We start from the raw sequence: 15,242 nt of genomic DNA, 5'->3' as shown, positions 1-15,242 counted from the left end.
GGCTCGACCCCGGCGCGGACGACTACGCGCGCCGCCGCGAGGCGATGCTCGCCAAGCTGGCGGAGCTGGACGCCGAGCACGCCAAGGCGGTCGCGGGCGGCGGCGCCAAGTACGTCGAGCGCCACCGCCGGCGCGGCAAGCTGCTCGCCCGCGAGCGGATCGAGCTGCTCGTGGACCCGGACTCGCCGTTCCTTGAGCTGTCCCCGCTGGCCGCCTGGGGCAGCGACTTCCCGGTGGGGGCGAGCGTGGTGACCGGCATCGGGGTGATCGAGGGCGTCGAGTGCCTGATCAGCGCGAACGACCCGACGGTCAGGGGCGGCGCGTCCAACCCGTGGACGCTGCGCAAGACGCTGCGGGCCGCCGACATCGCCTTCGAGAACCGCCTGCCGTACGTGAACCTCGTGGAGAGCGGCGGCGCCGACCTGCCGACCCAGAAGGAGATCTTCATCCCGGGCGGCCGGATCTTCCGCGACCTGACGCGGCTGTCGGCCGCCGGGATCCCGACGATCGCGCTGGTGTTCGGCAACTCCACGGCCGGCGGCGCGTACGTCCCGGGGATGAGCGACTACACGGTGATGGTGCGCGAGCGGGCCAAGGTGTTCCTGGGCGGGCCGCCGCTGGTGAAGATGGCGACCGGCGAGGAGTCCGACGACGAGTCGCTGGGCGGGGCCGAGATGCACGCCCGGGTGAGCGGCCTGGCCGACTACCTCGCCGCCGACGAGCACGACGCGCTGCGCATCGGCCGCCGCGTCGTCGGCTCGCTCCACTGGCGCAAGCGGGGCGCCGAACCGTACCCGGTGCGGGAGCCCGCGTACCCGGCGGAGGAGCTGCTGGGGATCGTGCCGGAGGACCTGAAGGTGCCGTTCGACCCGCGCGAGGTGATCGCCCGGGTGGTCGACGGCAGCGCGTTCGAGGAGTTCAAGCCGCTGTACGGGGCGTCGCTGGTGACGGGCTGGGCGCGGCTGCACGGCTATCCGGTGGGCGTCCTGGCCAACGCCCGCGGGGTGCTGTTCAGCGAGGAGGCGCAGAAGGCCACCCAGTTCATCCAGCTCGCCAACCAGACCCGCACCCCGCTGGTCTTCCTACAGAACACCACCGGCTACATGGTCGGCAAGGAGTACGAGCAGGGCGGCATCATCAAGCACGGCGCCATGATGATCAACGCGGTGTCCAACTCGACCGTGCCGCACCTGACCGTGGTCATGGGCGCCTCGTACGGGGCGGGCAACTACGGCATGTGCGGTCGCGCGTACGGGCCCAGGTTCCTGTTCAGCTGGCCGAGCGCGAAGTCGGCGGTGATGGGGCCGGCGCAGCTCGCCGGGGTGCTGTCGATCGTCGGCCGCGCCGCGGCCGGGGCGCGCGGCCAGGTGTACGACGAGGAGGCCGACGCGGCGATGCGGGCGATGGTGGAGGCGCAGGTGGAGGCGGAGTCGCTGCCGTTCTTCCTGTCGGGCCGGCTCTACGACGACGGGGTGATCGACCCGCGCGACACCCGTACGGTGCTCGGCCTGTGCCTGTCGGCGGTCAACAGCGCGCCGGTGCCGGAGCCGGCCGGGTTCGGGGTGTTCCGGCCATGATCAGGCGTCTGCTGGTGGCGAACCGGGGCGAGATCGCCCGCCGCGTCTTCCGTACCTGCCGTGAGCTGGGCGTCGAGACCGTGGCTCTCTACTCCGACGCGGACGCGGACGCGCCGCACGTGGCGGAGGCCGGTCTCGCGGTGCGGCTGAGCGGGGTGAAGCCCGCCGGGACGTATCTGGCGATCGACCGGGTGATCGAGGCGTGCCGGGTGTCGGGGGCGGACGCGGTCCATCCCGGCTACGGATTCCTGTCGGAGAACGCGGCCTTCGCCCGTGCCGTGCTGGACGCGGGCCTGACCTGGGTCGGGCCGCCGCCGGACGCCATCGCGGCGATGGGCTCGAAGACCGGGGCCAAGCGGCTGATGGCGGAGGCCGGGGTGCCGGTGCTGCCGACGCTCGACCCGGCCGCGCCCGGGGAGTTCCCGGTGCTGGTGAAGGCGTCGGCGGGCGGCGGCGGGCGCGGCATGCGGGTGGTGCGCGACCCCGCGGACCTGGCTCGGCAGGTGGAGTCGGCGCGGCGGGAGGCGGAGGCGGCGTTCGGCGACGGCGGCGTGTTCGTCGAGCCGCTGCTGGAGCGGGCCAGGCACGTCGAGGTGCAGGTGCTGGCCGACGGCCACGGCACCGTGTGGGCGCTGGGCGAGCGGGAGTGCAGCGTCCAGCGCAGGCACCAGAAGGTCGTCGAGGAGTGCCCGTCGCCGGCGGTGACGCCGGAGCTGCGGGCCCGGCTGGCGGACGCGGCCGTGCGCGCCGCCCGCGCCATCGGGTACACCGGGGCGGGGACGGTCGAGTTCCTGGTCGCGGGCGAGCGGGTGGCGTTCCTGGAGGTGAACACCCGGCTGCAGGTCGAGCATCCGGTGACCGAGCTGGTCTACGGGGTCGATCTGGTCCGCCTGCAACTGGAGGTGGCCGAGGGCGCCCGCCTGCCGGAGGCGCCGCCTGAGCCGCGCGGGCACGCGGTGGAGGCCCGGCTGTACGCGGAGGACCTCGCGTACCTGCCGCAGTCGGGGGTGCTGCACCGGTTCGAGGTGACCGGCGTGGTGCGGGTGGACGCGGGGGTGGAGAGCGGGTCGGTGGTGTCCCCGCACTACGACCCCATGCTGGCCAAGATCGTCGGGTACGGGGCGACGCGCGGCGAGGCGGTGCGCAAGCTGGCCTCCGCCCTGCGGGGCGCCCGCCTCCACGGGGTCACCACCAACCGGGACATGCTCCTCCAAATCCTGAAAAATCCTGCTTTCGAGCGAGGCGACACCCACACCGGCTTCCTCGACGAGCATCCGCCCGTGCCTCCCCCGCCTCCCGGCGCCCGGGAGGCGCTGGCCGCCGCCCTGGCCATGGCCCGCGCCGGCCGCGACCGCGCCCCGGTCCTGCGCAGCCTTCCCTCCGGCTGGCGCAACGTCCGCTCGCAGCCTCGTACGGCCCGCTTCGAGGAGACCGAGGCCACCTACGACCCCCTCCCGCCCGGCACCGCCGTGGTCGCGGTGAGCCCTCTGCCCGCTGTCCGGACCGGCTCCGACGGCGGGGCGTATCGAGTGGTCCTGGAGACGGACGGGGTGCGGCGGGCGTTCGAGGTGTGCTGGTACGGGGACGGGAAGGTCTACGCCGACGGGCCGGAGGGCGCCGCCGTGCTGACGCCCGTGCCGCGCCTGCCGGAGCCGGTGGAGCACGTCGCCCCGGGCTCGCTGCTGGCCCCGATGCCGGGCAGCGTGCTGCGGGTGGAGGTGGAGCCGGGTGACCGGGTGGCGAAGGGCGCCCCGATCCTGGTGCTCGAAGCGATGAAAATGGAACACGCGGTCACCGCCCCCGCGGCGGGCGTGGTCGCGACCGTGCACGTGGAGAAGGGCCGGCAGGTCGACGCGGGCGCCGTGCTGGCGGTGATCAGGGAGAGTGACGATGACGGAGCTGGTGCACAGCGACCTTGAGCACGGGGTCGCGACCGTGACCCTGGACTCGCCGAAGAACCGCAACGCGTTGTCCACCAGGCTGCTGGGCGACCTGGAGTCCCACCTGAAGCAGGCGATCGCCGACGACGCGGCGCGGGTGATCGTGCTGACGGGCACGGGTCCGGTGTTCTGCTCGGGCGCGGACCTGAAGGAGCAGCGCGACCCGGCCGCCGCGCCGGTGACCACGTCGCTGCCGGACATCCTGACCATGATCTGGCACAGCCCGAAGCCGGTGGTCTGCCGCCTCAACGGCACCGCCCGCGCGGGCGGCATCGGCCTGGTGACGGCGTGCGACGTCGCGATCGCGCCCGACACGGCGTCGTTCGCGTTCTCGGAGGTGCGGCTCGGCGTGGTGCCCGCCATGATCGCGGTGCCGGTGCTGCGCAAGGTGAACCCGCGGGCGGCGTCGGAGTACCTCTTGACCGGCGAGGTGTTCGACGCGGCCAGGGCGGTGGAGATCGGCCTGCTCAACCGGGCGGTGCCCGAGGCGGAGCTGGACGCGACCGTGCGCCACTACACCGGCATGCTGGTCAAGGGCGGTCCCGAGTCTCTGGCGATCACCAAGATGCTGCTCTGCGAGCTGCCGGGGGTGTCGTTCGAGGAGGGCGTGCGCCGGATGGCCGCCCTGTCGGCCGAGCGGTTCACCTCCGAGGAGGGGCAGGAGGGCATCGCCGCCTTCATGGACAAGCGCCCGCCCCGCTGGGTCCCGTGAGTCACCCGGTGGACCGCGCCGTGCTCCGGGTGGCCAACTGCAGCGGCTTCTACGGCGACCGGCTGTCGGCGGCCCGCGAGATGGTCGAGGGCGGCCCGATCGACGTGCTCACCGGCGACTGGCTGGCCGAGCTGACCATGCTCATCCTGGCCGGCAACCGGCTCAAGGGCCGGCCCGGCTACGCGCCGACGTTCCTGCGTCAGCTGGAGGACGTCCTCGGCACCTGCCTGAAGCGCGGCATCAAGATCGTGTCCAACGCGGGCGGCCTCGACCCGGCGGGCTGCGCCGACGCCGTGCGCGAGCTCGCCGCCAGGCTCGGCCTCTCCCCCAGGGTCGCGCACGTCACCGGCGACGATCTCACCGGCCGCGACCTGGACCTGGTCAACGCCGACACCGGCGAGCGGCTGACGGCCACCCCGCTCACGGCCAACGCCTACCTGGGCGGCCGGCCGATCGCCGCCGCCCTGTCGGCGGGCGCCGACGTCGTGGTGACCGGCCGCGTCACGGACGCGGCCCTGGTGACGGGTCCGGGTATCTGGCGGTACGGGTGGGGGCCCGCCGATCTCGACCCGCTGGCGGGATCGGTGGTCGCCGGCCACATCATCGAGTGCGGCTGCCAGGCGACGGGCGGCAACTACGCGTTCTTCCAGGACGTCCCTGACCTGGCCCGCTGCGGCTTCCCGATCGCCGAGCTGCACGCCGACGGCTCGTGCGTGATCACCAAGCACCCCGGCACGGGCGGGCTGGTCTCGGTGGGCACGGTCACGGCGCAGCTGCTGTACGAGATCGCGGGCCCGCGCTACCCCGGCCCCGACGTGGTGGCCCGGTTCGACACCGTCGCCCTGTCGTCCGACGGCCCCGACCGGGTCCGCGTCACGGGCGCCCGCGGCGAGCCGCCGCCTGACACGCTCAAGGTCGCGGTCAACTACCTGGCCGGTTACCGCAACACGATGACCCTCGTGCTCACCGGGCTCGACATCGAGGACAAGGCCCGGGTGGCGGAGGAGACGATCTGGGCGCGGATCCCGAAGGACTCCTTCGACCAGGTGGACGTCACGCTCACCGGCCACGGCCTGCTCAGGATCACGGTCATGGACGCCGACCAGCGCAAGGCGGGCCGGGCGTTCTCCTCCGCCGTGGTGGAGACGGGGCTCGCCGGCTACCCCGGCTTCTACGGTCTCACCCCTCCAGGCCCGGCGTCCCCGTACGGCGTCTACTGGCCGGTCCTGGTGCCGGCGTCGGAGGTCCGCCCGGAGGTGTACGTGGACGGCGAGCGGGTCCCGCTGGACGCCCCCGAGGACGTCGGCGAGCCCACGGACGCGCCGCCGCCACCCCGGGAGCCGGAGACGCCCGAACGTCTGGAAGGCGGGGCGAGTGTGCGGATGCCGCTGGGGCGGATCGCCGGGGCGCGGTCGGGTGACAAGGGCGGCAACGCCAACCTGGGCGTGTGGACCACCACTCCCGAGCGCTACGCCTGGCTGGCCGCCCAGCTCACCACCGAGCGCCTGAAGTCCCTGCTGCCCGAGCTGGCCCCGTACCGAGTCGACCGCCACGCGCTGCCCAACCTCAACGCGCTGAACTTCGTGATCCACGGGCTGCTCGGCCGCGGCGTGGCCGCCAGCCCGCGCATGGACCCCCAGGCCAAGGCGCTCGGCGAGGAGCTGCGTGCCTGCCCGGTGGAGGTGCCCGCGCGCCTCGTGTAAACCATTTGAGCCGGTATGTCCCCGTACACGAGGATGACCGGCATGCCGATGCGCCGATTGACCCTCGACGACCTGGACGACTGCGGCCGGTTGGCCGAGGACCGCGGCTGGCTGCCGGAGCGGCACAAGTGGACGCTGCTGTTCGAGGTCGGCGAGGTGTACGGGATCGACGCGCCCGACGGCGACGGCCTGGCCTCCACGACCGTCCTGACCCGTTACGGCGACGGCCACGCGGTCGTCAGCATGGTGCTCACCGCCGCCAGGTACGCCCGCAAGGGGATGGCCCGCGGGCTGATGGAGCACGTGCTCGCGCGGGCGGGCGACCGCGTCGTGTCGCTGCACGCCACCGAGTACGGCAGACCGCTGTACGAGAGCCTAGGGTTCCGCACGGCCGGCCGGGTGGCCAAGCGCACCGGCGTCTTCCGCGGCGCGCCCTCGGGCCGCACCCGGGTCGCCACGGAGGCGGATCTCGGCGCGATCCTGGCGCTGGACGCGGAGGTGTTCGGCACGGACCGGTCGGCGCTGCTGCGCCGCATGGACGGGTTCGGGGAGCGGGTCCGGGTGGCCGAGGGCGGGTTCGGCCACTGCTGGCGCAACGACGACAACGTGGTGATCGGCCCGGTCGTGGCCCGCGACGAGGAGACCGCCCGCGCCCTGATCGGCGACCTGGCCCTGGACGCGGGCGGCGAGGTGCGGATGGACCTCGACCTGGCACAGGACGGCCTGACGCGGTGGGCCGGCGAGCACGGCGTCGGCGCTCCGTGGGAGGTGTCGCTGATGGTGCGGGGCGGCGACCTGCCCGGCGACCGGTCGCGGCAGTTCCTGCCGTTCATGCAAGCGCTCGGCTGACTCCGCAGCGTTAGGATGAGGCGTTCCAGAATGTGATTCGGGTCGAAAGGCGGCCATGTCCTCCACCCATATCGACGTCAGCGCCGTCGACCTCGATGAGCTCGGCGCCTGGATGGACGAGCAGGGCCTGCCCGGAGGCCCGATCACGGCGGTCGCGCCGGTCTCCGGCGGCACCCAGAACGTGATGGTCCGCTTCGAGCGCGGCGGGGTCCCGTACATCCTGCGCAGGCCGCCGCAGCACGCGCGGGCCAAGAGCAACGAGGTGCTGCGGCGCGAGGCCCGCGTGCTGGCCGCGCTGCGCGACACGCCGGTCGCGGCGCCCCGGCTGGTGGCCGCGCAGACCGTGCGGGAGCCGGTCTTCTACCTGATGGAGCCGGTCGACGGGTTCAACCCCTCGACCGGGCTGCCGGAGCCGCACGCGAGCGACGCCGCCATCCGCCACCGGATGGCGCTGGAGGCGGCCTCGGCGCTGGCCGAGCTGGGCCGGGTGGACCCGGGCCTGCTGCCGGGCTTCGGCCGGCCTGAAGGGTTCCTGGAGCGCCAGGTGCCGCGCTGGATGCGCGAGCTCGACTCCTACGGCGAGCTCGCCGGCTATCCGGGGCCGGACATCCCCGGCCTGGAGGAGACGGCGCGCTGGCTTGAGAGCAACCGGCCCGCCTCGTTCCGGCCGGGGATCATGCACGGCGACTTCCACTTCGCGAACCTGATGTTCGCGCCCGACGGCCCGCGCGTGGCGGCCATCGTCGACTGGGAGATGTGCACGATCGGCGATCCGCTGCTCGACCTCGGGTGGCTGGTGGCGATGTGGCCGATGGCCGACGGCTACGTCCCCGGACTGGCCTCGCCGCGCGAGATCGTCGACTGCTACGCGGCGCTGTCCGACCGCGATCTGTCCGCCATCGACTGGTACGCGGTCATGGCGTGCTTCAAGCTGGGCATCGTGCTCGAAGGCACCCATGCGAGGGCATTCGCCGGGAAAGCCCCCAAGGACATCGGTGACCTGCTGCACGCCGCCACACTCGACCTCTTCGCCCGTGCAGGGCACATCATGCGCAACTCTCTCGAATCACCCACATAACATCCAATATCCTGATTTTCCCGAAAAACGATCACAGGGCAGCCCATGGACCGTACAATTGCGCGCAATTGCCGCGTAGTTCGGGGAAGGGTCGTCATGCGGATGCGGTTCCTTGGGTCCACGTCGGAGGCGGGCGCCTGCCCCACCCTCTACGAGACGGATCGCGGCACGATCGTCGTCCAGGGACTTCAGGTCTCGGACCCCGAGGCGCTCGCGGACCTGCGTGACGTGCTCGACGGCGAGACGGCGGTCGAGGTGCCGCGCGAGCTGCTCACCGAAATCGCGGCCCGGGTCCTGCCCGAAATCACGGCAACCGCTTTCCAGGGCAGTGCCCCCGCACAACCAGCGACCGGCTGATCACAATTGCGCGAACAGGCCTGGCATGATCCGGGATCACAGGTCTAGCCTCTAGCGACGTGAGCTCGTTTCAGCAGGCGCGCATCGACCTCGGCAGCCAGCTCCGCCAGTTGCGCGAGTCGGCGCACCTGTCCGGCAAGGAGCTGGCCGAGCGGCTGCGCTGGCAGCCGTCCAAGGTCTCCCGCCTGGAGAACGCCCGCCAGACGGCGACGGAGGACGACGTGGTGGTGTGGGCCCAGGCGGTGTCCGCCTCTCCGGAGACCACCGACGAGCTCATCACGCAGGCCATCGCGCTGCTGGAGCGGCACGACGGCTGGAAGCAGCGCCACCGCAGCGGCCTGGCCGCCATCCAGGAGGACCTGCGCGACCTGGAGGCGCGCACCAAGCTGTTCCGCGCCTTCGAGCCGGGCATCCTGGTCGGCCTGCTGCAGACGGCCGAGTACGCGCGCCACGTGTTCAGCAAGGTCAAGCGCCTCTACAGCGCGCCCGACCAGATCGACGCGGCGGTGCGGGTGCGCATGCAGCGCCAGGAGATCCTCTACGACCGCTCACGCACGTTCCGCTTCGTCATGCTGGAGGCCGCCCTGCACACCCGGCTCGCCCCGGCCGACGTCATGCGCGGCCAGCTCGACCGGCTGCTCGCCGTCAGCACGCTGCCCAACGTCGAGTTCGGCGTCGTCCCGTTCACCCGGGAGCTGCCGGCCAATCCGGTGCACGGTTTCTGGATCTTCAACGAGGCCCTGGTCACCGTCGGCACCCTGACGAAGGACCTGCTCTTCCGCGATCCGGACGACGTCGCCTTCTACACCAACGCCTTCGAGGACTTCGCCGAGGCGGCGCAATTCGACGAACCTGGCCGTGACATCATCATCAAGGTTCTTGACCAGTATCGAAAACATTCATCACATTAACCGGCGCAATTGCTTGCCCTCCTATCAAGATCGTGCAATTCTTTGCCCGAGACGTTGCGGAGGTGATGCATGATGCTGGATTCCGCGCTCTGCCTCGAGCAATTCGCTTGGCATGCGGGTCGTCACGCTGACCTGTCGGTTCAGCATGTCTCGCTGGCCAGCGACCCCGCCTACGTCTCGGTGCGCAACCGCTTCTCGGCCACGCTCGCCGAGAGCGTCACCTGTTCCGAGGATGGAAGTTTCATCACCTCGTGGGGTTACCGTCTCGGCACCGCCGACGACGTGGAGGCCGCCGCTGCCCGCCTCGCCTTCCTCCTGGCCGCGCTGCCCGCCTGAGCTCACGCCCGCGCGCCGGGGGCAGGCGTGCCCGGCAGGGTCATCGTCGCGACCACGCCGCCGTCGGCCGCATTGTGGAGCCTGATCTCTCCTCCCACCTCCTTGACGGCCTGGTGGACGATGGCCAGGCCCAGCCCGGAGCCCGGCAGCGACCGGGCCGAGGGCGAGCGCCAGAACCGGTCGAACACGTGCGGCAGCTCCTCCTCAGGAATGCCCGGCCCGTGGTCCCGTACGGTCAGCTCGCCGTCCCGGAGGGTGACCTCCACCTCGCTGTCAGGGCTGAACTTGGCGGCGTTGTCGAGCAGGTTGAGCACCGCCCGCTCCAGCGAGGCGGCCCCGCCGACCACGTACCACGGCTCCAGGTCGGCGGCGATCTCGGCGCCGCGCAGCCGCGCCCGCTCCACCGCGGCGGTGACCACCTGCTGGAAGGCGAGCTCGGCGTGCGGCTCGTGGTCGGTGTCGCCGCGGGCGAGCTGTAGCAGGTCGCCGACCAGCGTGGTCAGCTCGGCGAACTGCGCCTTGACGTTGACCAGCAGCCGCTCCTTGGCGCCGGGGTCGAGGCTGCGGCCGGTCTGCTCGCTGCGCAGCAGCAGGTCGATGTTGGTGCGCAGGGTGGTGAGCGGGGTGCGCAGCTCGTGGCCGGCGTCGGCGACGAGCTGCCGCTGCCGGTCGCGGGAGCCGGCCAGCGCGGCCGTCATCGCGTTGAAGGAGGCGCTCAGGCGGGCGATCTCGTCGCCGCCCTCGACCGGGATCCGGGTGTCGAGGTCCTCGGTCTGCGCGATGTGCTCGACGGCCCTGGTCAGGCGGCCGACAGGGCGCAGCGCGGCGCGGGAGACGAGCAGCCCGACCGAGGCGGCGACCAGCACGCCGAGCGCGGCGACGCCGGCCAGCAGGACCGTCACCCTGCGCAGGGTGTCGTTGATCTCCTCCACCGGCCTGCCGACGACGAACGCGGCGTTCTCGTCCACGTTCCTGACGTAGACGCGCAGCGGGGTGCCGTCGTCGGCGCGGCCGTCGTAGAACTCCCACTGGCCGTAGTAGCCGGCCGCGATCCGCCTCTCGTGGGGGGTGACCTTGATCGCGGTGTTGCCCATGACGCAGCGCTCGCCGCCGGGGAAGACGATCTGCATCGGCTCGGTGAACGCCGGGTGCCCGTCGAGCGCGGCCGCCGGCTCGGAAGAGCAGTTGCGCACCGCCCCCTGCATGGCCTTGACCGGCACGGCGATGTCCCGCAGCGACTGGTTGAGCTGCCAGGACAGCTCCCGCCGGACGAAGTACCAGCAGCCCACGGCGGAGACCGCGACGGCTATCGCCACCGCCGCGGCGACCAGGAGCGTCAGCCGCGAGCGAAGACTGCGTTTCCTCATGGCGAGCCTCTGAGCACGTAGCCGACGCCGCGCACGGTCTGGATGACGCGCGGCTCGCCGCCGGCCTCGGTCTTGCGCCGCAGGTACATCACGTACACGTCGAGCGAGTTGGAGGTGGGCTCGAAGTCGAACCCCCACACCTCGGCCAGGATCTGGTCGCGGGTCAGGACCTGGCGCGGGTGCGTCAGGAACAGCTCCATCAGCAGGTACTCGGTCCTGGTCAGGTCGAGCCGCCGCGCGCCCCTGGTGACCTCGCGGGTCACCGGGTCCATCCGCAGGTCGGCGAAGGACAGCGCGTCCCCGGGCGCGTTCGGGCCGCTGAGCGCGCCGCGCCGGAGCAGCGCGCGCACCCGGGCCAGCAGCTCGTCCAGCTCGAACGGCTTGACCAGGTAGTCGTCGGCGCCCGCGTCCAGTCCGGACACGCGGTCGCCGACGGCGTCGCGGGCGGTGAGCATGAGCACGGGGATGTGGTTGCCGCCGGCCCGCAGCCGGCGGCAGGCGGTCAGCCCGTCGAGCCGGGGCATCATGACGTCGAGCAGCACGGCGTCGTACGGGCTGCCGGCCAGCTCGTCCAGGGCCTCCTGCCCGTCGTCGGCGGTGGTGACCTTGTAGCCCTCGAACTCCAGGCTCGACTGCAACGCCTCGCGCAAGGCGGGCTCGTCGTCCACCACCAGCAACCGGGCAGCCTCGTTCATGCGCACCACGCTAGAGGAACATTCTGAGAACCCGATGAAGGCAGGTCAGCGCCCCAGGACCGCCATGGCCGCGTTGTGGCCGGGGATGCCGCTCACCCCGCCGCCGCGCCGGGCGCCGGCCCCGCACAGCAGGATGCGCTCGTGCTCGGTCTCGACGCCCCAGCCGCCTTCCTCCCCGTACGGCCAGCTCAGGTCACGGTGGAAGATGTGACCGCCCGGCAGGCCGGCCTCGTTCTCCAGGTCGACGGGGGACTTGGCCTCGATGCACGGGGTGCCGTCGGGGGCGCGCAGCAGGCAGTCCCCGATCGGCTCGGCCAGCACCGAGTCGATCGAGGCGAGGGTGGCGCGCAGCGCGCGCTCCCTGGCCCCGTCCGGGTCCTGGCGGAACAGGCGGGCGGGCATGTGCAGGCCGAACAGCGTCATCGTCTCGGCCTTGCCGCGCAGGCCGGGGCCGAGGATGGACGGGTCGGTGAGCGAGTGGCAGTAGACCTCGGCGGGCGGCAGGTCCGGGATGTCGCCCCCGGCCGCCTGGGCGTGGGCGCGGGCGAGCTGGCCGCCGCTCTCGTTGATGTGGAACGTCCCGCTGAAGGCCGCCTTCGGGTCCACGCCGGCGTCCTTGAGCCGGGGCAGCCGGGAGAGCACCATGTTGACCTTGAGCTGCGCCCCCTCGGGCAGGCCCGGCGTGCGGCCGAGCACCCGGTCGAGCACTGTGGGCGGCAGGTTGACCAGCACGTGCCCGCCGGTGACCGTGTGCTCGCCGTCGTCCGTACGGAACGTCACCTCGCCGGACGGCGCGATGCCGACGATCTCGGCGCCGGTCCTGATCTCCGCGCCGGCCGCGCGGGCGGCGGTCTCCAGCGCGCCGGAGACGGCGCCCATGCCGCCCACCGGGACGTTCCACTCGCCGGTGCCGTCGCCGATCACGTGGTAGAGGAAGCAGCGGTTGGCCCGCAGGTCGGTGGCCGGGTCGGCGAACGTGCCGATCAGCGCGTCGGTGAGCACCACGCCGCGCACGACGTCGTCGGCGAACCGCTCGTCCACCGCCTCGCCGATGGGGCGGGCGAACAGGTCGCGCCACGCCTCGGCGCCGACCAGCTTCTCGACCTCCGCCGCCGGCCGCAGCGGCTCCAGCAGCGTCGGCGCCAGCGCCCGCGCGGCCGTCGCGGTCATGCCGTAGAACGCCTCCCAGGCGGCGTGGTCGGCCTCGCCGCCGGTGACGGCCCGGAACGAGGCCCTGGTGCGGTCCGCGTCCTCGCCGTCGACGAGCAGCCCGGTGTCGCCGACGGGCGTGTACGAGGAGTAGCGGCGGCGGCGCAGCTCCAGCTTCAGGCCCAGATCCTTGACGATCTTCGTCGGCAGCAGGCTGACCAGGTAGGAGTAGCGTGACAGCCGCACGTCCACGCCCGGGAACGGCCGGGCCGAGATCGCCAGGCCGCCCGTGTGGTCCTGCCGCTCCAGCACCAGCACCCGCCGCCCGGCCCGGGCGAGATAGGCGGCGGCGACCAGCCCGTTGTGCCCGCCTCCGGCGATGACCACGTCGAAAGTCCCCATTCTCCGCACTCTAGGACCTCCGATCCCGGCCCCGCCATCGGACCCGGGCCTCTCTTCCGTCAGGCCGGGCGGGCGGCGATGGAGAGGAGGGTGGCGGCGGAGCCGGTGAGGGGGCGGCCCCTGCGCCAGACGGCCCGCAGGGTGCGCGCCAGGTCCAGCCCGTAGAGCGGCACTTCGACCAGCCGCCCGGTGGTCAGCTCCGCCTCCACCGCGTAGGCGCTGAGCACGGCGGGGGCCACCCCCGCCTGGGCGGCGCCCTTGACCGCCGCGTTGGACCCCAGCTCCAGCCTCGGCCTGGCCCGGTGCAGCGCGCTGAACACCACGTCCAGCGTCTCCCTGGTGCCCGACCCGCGCTCCCGTACCACCAGCGGGGTGGCAGCCAGCTCGGGACCTCGCAGGAGGGTGCGGCGGCGCGCCCACGGATGGCCGGGCGCGACCACGACCACCAGCCGGTCGCCGCCCACCACCCGCTCGGCCAGCCCGTCAGGCACGGCCGGCCCTTCCACGAACCCGAGTTCCACCTCCCCGGCCAGCACCCGGGCCGCCACGTCGGCGGAGTTCATCACGTCCAGCCCGGCCTCGACGTCCGGCTCCCGGCTCTGCAGCTCGCCCAGCCAGCGCGGCAGCAGGTACTCGGCCACGGTCATGCTCGCCGCGACCCTGAGGTGCCCGGCCCCGCCGCGCCGGACGGCCTCGGCGGCGCGCACGAGCTCCTGGGCGGCGCCGACGACCTGCGCGGCCCAGCCGGCCACGATCTTCCCTTCGCCGGTGAGCGCCGACCCGCGCGGGGTGCGCTCCAGCAGGGGCAGGCCGAGGCGGCGTTCGAGCCGGGCGATGCGCTTGCTGGCCGACGGCTGCGCGATCCCGGCCGCCCTGGCCGCCTGCCCGAGGCTGCCCAGCTCGCCGACGTCGACCAGCAGCTTGAGCGAGACGAGATCGGGCAATTCACTCATAGCCCCAGGCTATGGCCTGCCATCCGGCGAGCGGCTACCGGCGTTCCCGGTCCCGCCGAAGACTGGATGCCGTGCCCCTGCCTGCTCTCCGGTCCCTGCCCGCCCTGCTGCCCGGGGTGCTCGTGTCGGCTGCCGCGCTGGGGGTCGCGCTGGCGGTGAACGCGGCGGTGCCCGCGGTGAGCGCGGCGGTGGTCGCGGTGGTGCTGGGGGCGGCGCTGGCGGGCTTCGGGGGTGCCGGCCGGCGGCTGCTGCCGGGGCTGCGGTTCGTGTCGAGGCCGGTGCTGCGGGCGGCGGTGGTGCTGCTCGGGCTGCAGGTCTCGGTGCCGCAGATCCTGGGGCTGGGCTGGCAGACGGTGGTGGTCGTGGTGGTGGCCACCGGGGTGACGTTCGCGGTGACGCCGGTGGCCGGCCGCAGGCTCGGCGTCCCGCCGGGCGCCTCGCTGCTGGTGGCGACGGGGGTGGCCGTCTGCGGGGCGGCGGCGATCGCGGCCATGCACGACAGCGCGGGCACCGAGGACGACGAGGCGGCCGCCGCGCTGGCGGTGGTGGTCCTGTACGGCACGGGCGCCCTGCTCGCGATCCCCCTCGCCGCCTCCTGGCTCGGTCTCTCCCCCTCGCAGCTCGCCGTCTGGACGGGCGCGGCGGTTCACGAGGTGGCTCAGGTGGCGGCCATCGGGGCCGCCACGGGCGTCCTGACGACGGCCGTGACGGTCAAGCTCGGCCGGGTCCTCCTCCTGGCTCCCCTGGTCGCCCTCGTCTCGTACACGGGGTCTCATGCCACGCCCGGGAGGCGGCTCCAGGACGCGCATGCCGGACGGGTGGGCCTGCCCGCGGGTCCACCGGTTCGTCCCGCACGGGCACCGCGCGGGAAGGCGGGGCGGGTGGCGGGGGTGCCGCTGTTCGTGGCCGGGTTCGTCGTCATGGCATGCGTGCGCGGCACGGGGATGGTGCCGGACGGGGTCGTCGCGGTGGCGGGGCAGGCGGCGAATATCCTGTTGGCTGCCGCGATGTTCGGCCTCGGCACCGGGATCGACGTGCGGAGACTGCTGCGCGGGGGGCGGACCGTGCTGCTCGGCGGGATCGCCACCGGGCTCGTCGGCGGGGTGTCGCTCGCGGGTGTGCTGCTGCTCGTGTGATCCCCCGGGCGGACGGCGGCGCGGGGGTGTCGCCGTCCGGGTGAGCACGGGTGGACGCGGACGCGGTCCCCCCGTAC

At 73.2% G+C, this 15,242-nt stretch carries 14 protein-coding genes; 10 read left to right on the top strand and 4 right to left on the bottom strand.

Annotated features, from left to right (window positions below):
* Positions 1-44: 44 nt before the first annotated feature.
* The 9 genes from ABD999_RS02520 (at position 45) to ABD999_RS02480 (ending at position 9,463) form a co-directional block, all read left to right on the top strand.
* Positions 45-1,577, top strand: coding sequence for an acyl-CoA carboxylase subunit beta (locus ABD999_RS02520; RefSeq protein WP_271278317.1), 1,533 nt, complete (start codon positions 45-47; stop codon positions 1,575-1,577).
* Positions 1,574-3,496 (top strand): ATP-binding protein, encoded by a 1,923-nt coding sequence (locus ABD999_RS02515; RefSeq protein WP_271278308.1) that lies wholly within the window; start codon positions 1,574-1,576, stop codon positions 3,494-3,496. Before ABD999_RS02520 ends, ABD999_RS02515 begins: the two co-directional genes overlap by 4 nt.
* Positions 3,468-4,229, top strand: a complete 762-nt coding sequence (locus tag ABD999_RS02510) for an enoyl-CoA hydratase/isomerase family protein (protein ID WP_271278309.1) — start codon at positions 3,468-3,470, stop codon at positions 4,227-4,229. The genes ABD999_RS02515 and ABD999_RS02510 overlap by 29 nt, the downstream gene beginning before the upstream one ends.
* On the top strand, positions 4,226-5,932 hold the full coding sequence (locus ABD999_RS02505) for an acyclic terpene utilization AtuA family protein (RefSeq protein ID WP_271278310.1): 1,707 nt from the start codon (positions 4,226-4,228) through the stop codon (positions 5,930-5,932). The genes ABD999_RS02510 and ABD999_RS02505 overlap by 4 nt, the downstream gene beginning before the upstream one ends.
* Positions 5,933-5,974: 42 nt before the next feature.
* Positions 5,975-6,781, top strand: a complete 807-nt coding sequence (locus tag ABD999_RS02500) for a GNAT family N-acetyltransferase (RefSeq protein ID WP_271278311.1) — start codon at positions 5,975-5,977, stop codon at positions 6,779-6,781.
* A 55-nt stretch (positions 6,782-6,836) separates the two neighbouring features.
* Positions 6,837-7,859: a phosphotransferase family protein gene (locus tag ABD999_RS02495; RefSeq protein ID WP_271278312.1), complete on the top strand. Its 1,023-nt coding sequence runs from the start codon at positions 6,837-6,839 to the stop codon at positions 7,857-7,859.
* Positions 7,860-7,955: 96 nt separating this feature from the next.
* Positions 7,956-8,216: a hypothetical protein gene (locus tag ABD999_RS02490; protein WP_271278313.1), complete on the top strand. Its 261-nt coding sequence runs from the start codon at positions 7,956-7,958 to the stop codon at positions 8,214-8,216.
* A gap of 59 nt (positions 8,217-8,275) precedes the next feature.
* Positions 8,276-9,127: a helix-turn-helix domain-containing protein gene (locus ABD999_RS02485; RefSeq protein ID WP_271278314.1), complete on the top strand. Its 852-nt coding sequence runs from the start codon at positions 8,276-8,278 to the stop codon at positions 9,125-9,127.
* Positions 9,128-9,196: 69 nt separating this feature from the next.
* Positions 9,197-9,463, top strand: coding sequence for a hypothetical protein (locus tag ABD999_RS02480; protein ID WP_148030571.1), 267 nt, complete (start codon positions 9,197-9,199; stop codon positions 9,461-9,463).
* 2 nt (positions 9,464-9,465) lie between these two features.
* Here ABD999_RS02480 and ABD999_RS02475 read toward each other — a convergent pair whose 3' ends face one another.
* From ABD999_RS02475 to ABD999_RS02460, 4 genes are read right to left on the bottom strand one after another with little or no spacing between them, the layout of a single operon-like run.
* Positions 9,466-10,830, bottom strand: a complete 1,365-nt coding sequence (locus ABD999_RS02475) for a HAMP domain-containing sensor histidine kinase (RefSeq protein ID WP_271278315.1) — start codon at positions 10,828-10,830, stop codon at positions 9,466-9,468.
* Positions 10,827-11,525, bottom strand: a complete 699-nt coding sequence (locus ABD999_RS02470) for a response regulator transcription factor (protein ID WP_345482535.1) — start codon at positions 11,523-11,525, stop codon at positions 10,827-10,829. Before ABD999_RS02470 ends, ABD999_RS02475 begins: the two co-directional genes overlap by 4 nt.
* A 45-nt stretch (positions 11,526-11,570) precedes the next feature.
* Entirely contained in the window at positions 11,571-13,076 is a 1,506-nt protein-coding gene (locus tag ABD999_RS02465) for a phytoene desaturase family protein (protein WP_271280262.1), read from the bottom strand.
* A gap of 59 nt (positions 13,077-13,135) precedes the next feature.
* Positions 13,136-14,029, bottom strand: a complete 894-nt coding sequence (locus tag ABD999_RS02460; protein ID WP_219545403.1) for a LysR family transcriptional regulator — start codon at positions 14,027-14,029, stop codon at positions 13,136-13,138.
* A gap of 71 nt (positions 14,030-14,100) precedes the next feature.
* Here ABD999_RS02460 and ABD999_RS02455 point away from each other — a divergent pair, with 71 nt between their 5' ends.
* Positions 14,101-15,165, top strand: coding sequence for a YeiH family protein (locus tag ABD999_RS02455; protein ID WP_271280261.1), 1,065 nt, complete (start codon positions 14,101-14,103; stop codon positions 15,163-15,165).
* Positions 15,166-15,242: the final 77 nt, after the last annotated feature.

The organism is Nonomuraea ferruginea, from assembly GCF_039540635.1.
Classification (GTDB): domain Bacteria; phylum Actinomycetota; class Actinomycetes; order Streptosporangiales; family Streptosporangiaceae; genus Nonomuraea; species Nonomuraea ferruginea.
The sequence above is the reverse complement of the archived record's forward strand: the minus strand, read 5'-3'. Positions and strand labels throughout refer to the sequence as shown.

What these genes read in the sequence shown, in the direction of transcription:
- ABD999_RS02460 (WP_219545403.1), bottom strand. Translation starts at nt 14,029, where the DNA reads ATGAGTGAATTGCCCGATCTCGTCTCGCTCAAGCTGCTGGTCGACGTC.
- ABD999_RS02475 (WP_271278315.1), bottom strand. Translation starts at nt 10,830, where the DNA reads ATGAGGAAACGCAGTCTTCGCTCGCGGCTGACGCTCCTGGTCGCCGCG.
- ABD999_RS02465 (WP_271280262.1), bottom strand. Translation starts at nt 13,076, where the DNA reads ATGGGGACTTTCGACGTGGTCATCGCCGGAGGCGGGCACAACGGGCTG.
- ABD999_RS02520 (WP_271278317.1), top strand. Translation starts at nt 45, where the DNA reads ATGCTCGCCAAGCTGGCGGAGCTGGACGCCGAGCACGCCAAGGCGGTC.
- ABD999_RS02470 (WP_345482535.1), bottom strand. Translation starts at nt 11,525, where the DNA reads ATGAACGAGGCTGCCCGGTTGCTGGTGGTGGACGACGAGCCCGCCTTG.
- ABD999_RS02495 (WP_271278312.1), top strand. Translation starts at nt 6,837, where the DNA reads ATGTCCTCCACCCATATCGACGTCAGCGCCGTCGACCTCGATGAGCTC.
- ABD999_RS02510 (WP_271278309.1), top strand. Translation starts at nt 3,468, where the DNA reads ATGACGGAGCTGGTGCACAGCGACCTTGAGCACGGGGTCGCGACCGTG.
- ABD999_RS02480 (WP_148030571.1), top strand. Translation starts at nt 9,197, where the DNA reads ATGATGCTGGATTCCGCGCTCTGCCTCGAGCAATTCGCTTGGCATGCG.
- ABD999_RS02515 (WP_271278308.1), top strand. Translation starts at nt 1,574, where the DNA reads ATGATCAGGCGTCTGCTGGTGGCGAACCGGGGCGAGATCGCCCGCCGC.
- ABD999_RS02500 (WP_271278311.1), top strand. Translation starts at nt 5,975, where the DNA reads ATGCCGATGCGCCGATTGACCCTCGACGACCTGGACGACTGCGGCCGG.
- ABD999_RS02490 (WP_271278313.1), top strand. Translation starts at nt 7,956, where the DNA reads ATGCGGATGCGGTTCCTTGGGTCCACGTCGGAGGCGGGCGCCTGCCCC.